We start from the raw sequence: 6,603 nt of genomic DNA, 5'->3' as shown, positions 1-6,603 counted from the left end.
CCCCTTTCCCCCCCCCCCCCCCCCCCCCCCCCCCCCCCCCCCCCCCCCCCCCCCCCCCCCCCCCCCCCCCCCCCACCCCTCTCCCCCCCCCCCCCCCCCCCCCCCCCCCCCCGGGCTCGGGACGCACCGGCCGAAAGGGGGTCGACCGATGCGAGGTCGTCGGGTCAGCCGGTGAAGTTCTTGAAGAGGTTGGTGAATTCGTACGGTGACTGGCTGATGCTGCTGCACGTGGGCGAGACGCCGCCACCGGGGCAGGAGCCGTTGTCGCGACCCACCGACCAGAACGCCAGCCGACCGATGTGGTTGGTGTTCGCCCAGGTGACCAGCTTGGTCGCGTCCGACTGGACGAAGATCTTGCCGTTGAAGTTGCGGCCGATCATCGGGGTCACCGCGAGCATGCCCTTGAGTTCGGCGTCGGACTTGGTGGGCCAGATCTCCTTCATCTGACGCAGCGTCGATTCGGCCGCGGCGATCACCGCGTCGCCCCAGACCGGACGCGAGGTACCGAACTCCATCGTCATCGCGTTCACGACGTCCACTCGAACCCCGTTGTCGCGCGCGTTCTTGAGCAGGTCGACGCCCAGCGCCGGGGTGAGTCCGTAGTCGTCACCCTGGATCATCAGGGTGAAGCTGACGGTGGTGGCCGGCCGGTCGCGCTGCACCTTGGCGAGTGCCTTGTTCATGGTGCCGATCGGGATGGACGCCTCGATGTCGATGTCGAGATGCTTGACGCCGAGCGTGTCGATCACCTTCGTGTACGCGGCGGCGAGCGTGTCGACGCTGCCGCAGGACGCCTCCAGGTACGGGCCGGCCGCTCCGCCGAAGGCGACCACGACGTCACCGCCCTGGGCACGAAGCGCGGCGATCTGGTTGACGATGCGCGGTTCGTCGAGCGCGATCGTGCCGCCCCACTTGGGGTCACAGCCGCTGTTGCTGCCCAATACGAAGGCCAGCGTGAACAACTTCTGGCCGGTGGCCGCGGCCACGTCGGTCAGGGTGGGGGTGGGTGCGGTGATGTCGATGTAGGGGACGCTGCGCACCGATCCCGGCGGGTCGCCGCCTCCCGTCGTGGTACGGGCGATCAGCTCGGGCGTGAACGGGGACACGTTGCCCGATGCGTCCTTCGCGCGGACCTTGATCGGGTAGTCGGTGCCGGGGGTCAGCCCGGACAGGGTGACGCCTGCCGTGGCCGTGGTCGCGGTCGCCACGCCCGCGACGTACACGTCGTAGCCCGTGATCCGGTCGTTGTCGGTGGACGGGGTCCAGGCCAGGGCCAGCGCGGACGGGCCGGCGGTGGACACGCGCAGGTCGGTCGGTGTGCTGGGCGGGGTCGTGTCGGGTACGGCCGGTCCCACGCACGGGTTGCCGTTGAGCTTGCAGTCGACGGGAGTTCCCGGCCCCGCGCCGAGGAAGCCGAAGGTGACCGAGGCGCCGGGCGCGAGGGTGCCGTTGTAGTCGCGGTTGGTGAATACGTGATGGTTGCCGGATCCGGTCTTGAGGGCGTCCCAGTACGAACCGACGGTGGTACCGGCGGGCAGGTCGAACTCGACTCGCCACCCGGTGAGCGTGCCGGTGCCCTGGTTGCGGATCGTGTATTGCCCGGTGAAGCCGGAACCCCAGTCGGACGCCTTGGCGAAGGTCGCTTCGGGAGTCGCGGCGTGGGCGGCACCGGTGGGCAGGACCACCAGCGCGATCGGTGCGGCGACGGTCGCGGCCAGCACCCGGGCGAGTGCGCGCCACCCGCGTCGGGTGCGGTGGGGATGCCCCGCCTGAGACGAACGGGGCCTGAGAGAGCGCGAGTTGCGGTGTCTTGCGCGGAACACAGGGATCATCGAGCCGGCTCCTGGACACGTCTTGGGACGCGAGTCGGGGGACACGAGTCGGGGGACGAGAGACGTGGGGTGTGGGATGCGGAGGTGGGACATGCCGGGCGCGCGCCGCCGGTTGGCGTGCGCCACCGCTCGCGGCCGGACGGTGGGCTGTCGCTGCCTCCTTGCACGGACAATGGTCTATACCAACCCTGTTCCCGTCCATAGGTGCGCGGGCACTTTTTCGAGCCGCCCGGCAAGTATTGGCAAGACGCCTCCGGGTCGCGGGAAATTTTTCCTCGCCACAATGACGACACATCTGACGGTGCGTCAGAAGTGGAGCGATGCAGGCCAAGCCGAGTTTTCGACGGAGTTCGCGACACCTCGGTTGGGGATTAATGAAGCCCTCCCGGCCCGATCCCCTCGGAAAGACCGGCTCCGTGCTCTTGCGCGACCGGTCGAGCACGGCGACTCTGAGTACCGCCACGCCATTGGTCTATACCTGTCCCGCCGGACCGTAGGCGGCGGCACCCGTATGCCGGAACACCGGGATCCGTCGCGGCCGTCGCGGATCCCCGTCCCACCCGTGTCGACCCACCCCACCCGTGTCGACCCACCCACCCGTGTCGACCCACCCATCCGCGCCGACCGTCCCATCCGCGCCGATCCGCCCCATCCGAGGGCTCCCGTACGAGGCCTCCCGCACGTCCGCGTTTTCGGCAACTCCCTTACCCGGAGGGCTTCATGAAGTCTCGCCGCAAGGTGGCGGCTTTCGCCGCGACCTGCTGTCTGGCGCCCCTGACGATCGCCGCACTCTCCACCGGCACGGCCCAGGCACACGGCACGCTGAGCAATCCGCTCAGCCGCACCGGCACGTGTCGTGCCGAGAATCCGGAGAATCCCACGTCCGCCGCGTGCAAGGCCGCGGTCGCGATCGGCGGCACGCAGGCCGTGTACGACTGGAACGAGGTCAACCTCGCGGACGTTGCCGGCCGGCATCGTCAAGTGATCCCCGACGGCAAGTTGTGCAGTGCCGGGCGGGACAAGTACAAGGGCTTCGACCAGGCGCGCGCCGACTGGCCGGCGACCACCGTCGCCGCGGGCAGCACGTTCAACTTCCTGTTCCGGGCCACCTCCCCGCACCGGGGCACCTTCGAGTTCTACGTGACCCGGGACGGCTACGACCCCACCGTGCCGCTGAAGTGGTCGGACCTGGAGCCCACTCCGTTCCTGACCCAGACCAACCCGCCACTGGACAACGGGTCGTTCGTGATGAACGGCCGGATGCCCACCGGCAAGACCGGTCGCCATCTGATCTACGTCGTCTACCAACGCACCGACAGTCCCGAGGCGTTCTACTCGTGCTCGGACGTCGTCTTCGGCGCCGCGCCCGCCGCCGCGCGGGTGAACGCGGCGACCGCGCCGCTCGCGCACGAGACCGGCGCGCCGTACATCGAGCCTGCCGGACACAACCACCAGACCATCCACGAGGCCCCGGTCGCCGCGGCCGTGCCGGACAACGGCCCCGCCGGCGTGCCACGCGCGGCCGGCGTAGGCGCGGCGGGAGCGGGCGCGCTGATCGTCCTCGGCGGCGGCGTCCTGGTGCTCACCAACCGGCGCCGGGAGGCCCACGCGCGGCGCTGAACCACGCGCCGACGCCCCACAGATGCCACCTCCGGTCCGGACGAAGCCGACGGGCCCGACCAACCCGACGGCCGCCGCCGGGCCGGAGGTGGGCCAACTCCCCGCCCGACCCGCCGCCCCACGCACCCCGCCCCATCCCCGTGCACCGCGCCCCGCGGCGCCGGTGGATGCCGCACCCGCGCACGCCGCATCGCATCGCACCACCGCACCACCGCACCACCGTCTCGGATCCGCCGCCCCGCATCACCGTCCCGTCCCACCCGGCACCGTCCCTTCCCGTCCCTTCGAAAACGGGAGCACCGATGAGACGAGCACATCCGCTCCGCGCCCTGGCGACCGTGCTGACCACCGCAGCCGCGTCGCTGGGCCTCGTGTTGTCCGCGGGCGGCGCCGCGCCCGCCGCACCGACGACAGCCACCACGACCGCCACCGCCGCCGCGACGCCCGCCGCCGCGCAGCAGGCCCTCGGCACGCCGATGCCCGCTCGCGTGTTCGCGCCGTACTTCGAGGCGTGGACCGGCGAGAGCCCGGCGACGCTGTCCGCGCAGTCCGGTGCCAAGTACCTGACCATGGCCTTCATCCAGACCCCGAGCCGGGGATCCTGCACGCCGTACTGGAACGGCGACACCGGGATGCCGATCTCGCAGTCCACGTTCGGCGCGGACATCGCCACGATCCGCGCGGCCGGTGGCGATGTCATCCCGTCGTTCGGCGGCTACACCGCGGGCAACACCGGTACCGAGATCTCGGACAGCTGCACCAACGTCAACTCGATCGCCAGTGCCATACAGAACGTCATCTCGACCTACGACCTCACCCGGATCTGCCTCGACGTCGAGGACAACTCGCTCACCAATACCGCCGGCATCGACCGGCGCAACAAGGCGCTCAAGCAGGTACAGGCCTGGGCCGCGAGCACCGGCCGGCCGTTGCAGATCCAGTACACCCTGCCGACCACGACGCAGGGCCTGGCCCCCAGCGGCCTGGCCGTGCTGCAGAACGCGGTCACCAACGGCACCAAGGTCGACGTGGTCAACATCATGACCTTCGACTACTACGACAACCAGCCGCACCAGATGGCCGAGGACGCCAAGACCGCCGCGACCGGCCTGAAGAACCAACTCGCGCAGTTGTACCCGACCAAGACCCAGGCGGAGCTGTGGGCCATGGTCGGTGTCACCGTGATGCCCGGCGTGGACGACTTCGGCCCCGCCGAGACCTTCACCACCGCCGACGCGGTCACCGTCTACAACTGGGCCAGGACGCAGGGCATCAGCACCCTGTCGATGTGGGCCCTGCAACGTGACAACGGCAACTGCCCCGGCGGCGGGGCGGCCGACAACTGCTCCGGCATCCCGCAGGAACTGTGGCAGTTCACCCGTACGTTCGCACCCTTCACCAGCGGGGGACCGGTCACCAACGACTTCTCGCTCGGGGTCAGTCCAGGGGCCGGCTCGGTGGCCAAGGGCGCGAGCACCTCGGCGACGATCAACACGGCGGTCACGGCCGGCAGCGCGCAGAACGTCGCGCTCACCGTCACCGGCGCGCCCACCGGGGTCACCGCGACGATCACCCCGACCTCGGTCACCGCGGGCGGGTCGGCGACGGTGAACATCGCCGCCTCCGGGTCCGCGACGCCGGGTACCTATCCGCTCACGATCAACGGAGTCGGGCCCTCGGCGACGCACAGCGCGACCTACCAGCTCACCGTCACGTCCGGGCCGACCACCGACGACTTCTCCATCCTCGTGGCACCCGCGTCCGGCACCGTCGCCCAGGGTGGGACCGGCACGGCGACGATCAACACGGCGGTCACGGCCGGCAGCGCGCAGAACGTCGCGCTCACCGTGACCGGTGCACCCATCGGGGTCACCGCGACGGTCGATCCGACGTCGGTCAGCGCGGGCTCGTCGGCGACGCTGAGCATCGCCGTGTCCACATCCGCGCAAACGGGCACCTTCCCGCTGACCGTCACCGGTGTGGGTCCCTCGGCGACACACAGCGCGACCTACCTGCTCACCGTCACCGCCATCAGCGGCGGCGGCCTGCTCAACGCAGACCTGGAGAGTGGCACGCTCAGCCCGTGGACCTGCCAGCCGGGCGGCGCGGTGGTCACCACCGTCGCGCACGGCGGCACCCACGCCATCGAGGCGGCGGCCGGCCCGGCGCAGACCGGGGAATGCCGGCAGACGCTGCAACTCGCCCCGAACTCGACGCATACGCTCACCGGTTGGGTCCGCGGGAATTACGCGTACCTGGGCGTCAGCGGCGGCGCGAGCGGCAGCACGTGGGCCTCGCCCGGGGCGACGTGGACCAAGCTGACGGTGCCGTTCACCGTCGGCGCGTCCGGCTCGGTGACCGTCTACCTGCACGGCTGGTACGCGCAGGGTTCGGTCTACGGCGACGACTTCGCGATCAGCTGAGCCCGGTTCGCCGGAGCGGGCCCCGCGGATCCGATCGGGTCCGCGGGGCCGGCAGCGCATGTCCCGTCGATCGCTCATGAACCCCGGTCGTCGGCTCGCGACCCCACCGTGAGCCGGCGGCCGGTCGTCGGCGTGAGAGCGGTGGAAGGTCTCGACGCGACCGGGTCGGCTCGGCGTCGGTGCGTTCGGGCGGCACCCGCGGGCAATACCCGCACGACGACGCCCGCGGGTGCCGCTCGTGGTGCCGCCGAACGCACCGACCCGACACGCGAGACTGCCGCGCGGATCAGTCACAGAGAGCCGCGCGGTGCACTTGGACGGCCGGATGCCGTGCGCCGAACCGACGCAGCGGATCGGCCTGTCCCCGGGCGCGACCCGGGCGCGCATGTTGCGGCTGCCGGACGCGGGGTGTTGCGGGTGGCAGCGCCGGTGCGCCCGGGCACCTGGGCGCGGGTCAACTGGCGTGCTTCGCACTGCGGTTGGCCGATCGGGGAGACACCATGGAGCGCATCACCGTGCACTCCCGTGTGCAGTTCGTCGCGGGCCGGTGTGGGCGGCGTCGACACGGTGGGTGCGGTCGGTGGGGACTCGACCAACGAACTTCGGTCCGGTCCGGCACATTTGCGCGGTCCGCCCGGCGTGCACGACCCGCGGACGCGGCTGCGCCTGGAGATGGTCGAGGAGGGCTACGACACCCCTATGCTCGACGCGGGTTGATGCCACCGGTC

The 6,603-nt window shown here is 71.1% G+C and carries 4 protein-coding genes; 3 read left to right on the top strand and 1 reads right to left on the bottom strand.

Translation table 11 applies throughout. From position 1 onward, the window contains the following. Window positions 1-164 precede the first annotated feature (164 nt). Window positions 165-1,721: a cellulose binding domain-containing protein gene (locus ACZ4FV_RS28735; RefSeq protein WP_395858792.1), complete on the bottom strand. Its 1,557-nt coding sequence runs from the start codon at window positions 1,719-1,721 to the stop codon at window positions 165-167. Window positions 1,722-2,552: 831 nt separating this feature from the next. On the opposite strand from ACZ4FV_RS28735, the gene ACZ4FV_RS28730 reads away from it, so the two are divergent. The 3 genes from ACZ4FV_RS28730 to ACZ4FV_RS28720 all read left to right on the top strand — a co-directional run bounded on the left by ACZ4FV_RS28730 (window position 2,553) and on the right by ACZ4FV_RS28720 (window position 6,592). After that, on the top strand, window positions 2,553-3,452 hold the full coding sequence (locus ACZ4FV_RS28730) for a lytic polysaccharide monooxygenase auxiliary activity family 9 protein (RefSeq protein ID WP_395858791.1): 900 nt from the start codon (window positions 2,553-2,555) through the stop codon (window positions 3,450-3,452). A gap of 302 nt (window positions 3,453-3,754) precedes the next feature. Continuing rightward, window positions 3,755-5,875 carry a glycosyl hydrolase family 18 protein gene (locus ACZ4FV_RS28725; RefSeq protein ID WP_402231159.1) on the top strand — a complete coding sequence of 707 codons (2,121 nt, stop codon included), beginning with the start codon at window positions 3,755-3,757 and terminating at the stop codon, window positions 5,873-5,875. A 525-nt stretch (window positions 5,876-6,400) separates the two neighbouring features. Continuing rightward, window positions 6,401-6,592, top strand: a complete 192-nt coding sequence (locus ACZ4FV_RS28720) for a hypothetical protein (protein ID WP_402231157.1) — start codon at window positions 6,401-6,403, stop codon at window positions 6,590-6,592. Window positions 6,593-6,603 lie beyond the last annotated feature (11 nt).

The organism is Embleya sp. NPDC025285, from assembly GCF_055558835.1.
This window is presented reverse-complemented; position numbering and strand designations above follow the sequence as displayed.

Excerpts from the sequence above, each read along its gene's own strand:
- ACZ4FV_RS28730 (WP_395858791.1), top strand. The coding sequence starts at position 2,553 with ATGAAGTCTCGCCGCAAGGTGGCGGCTTTCGCCGCGACCTGCTGTCTG.
- ACZ4FV_RS28725 (WP_402231159.1), top strand. The coding sequence starts at position 3,755 with ATGAGACGAGCACATCCGCTCCGCGCCCTGGCGACCGTGCTGACCACC.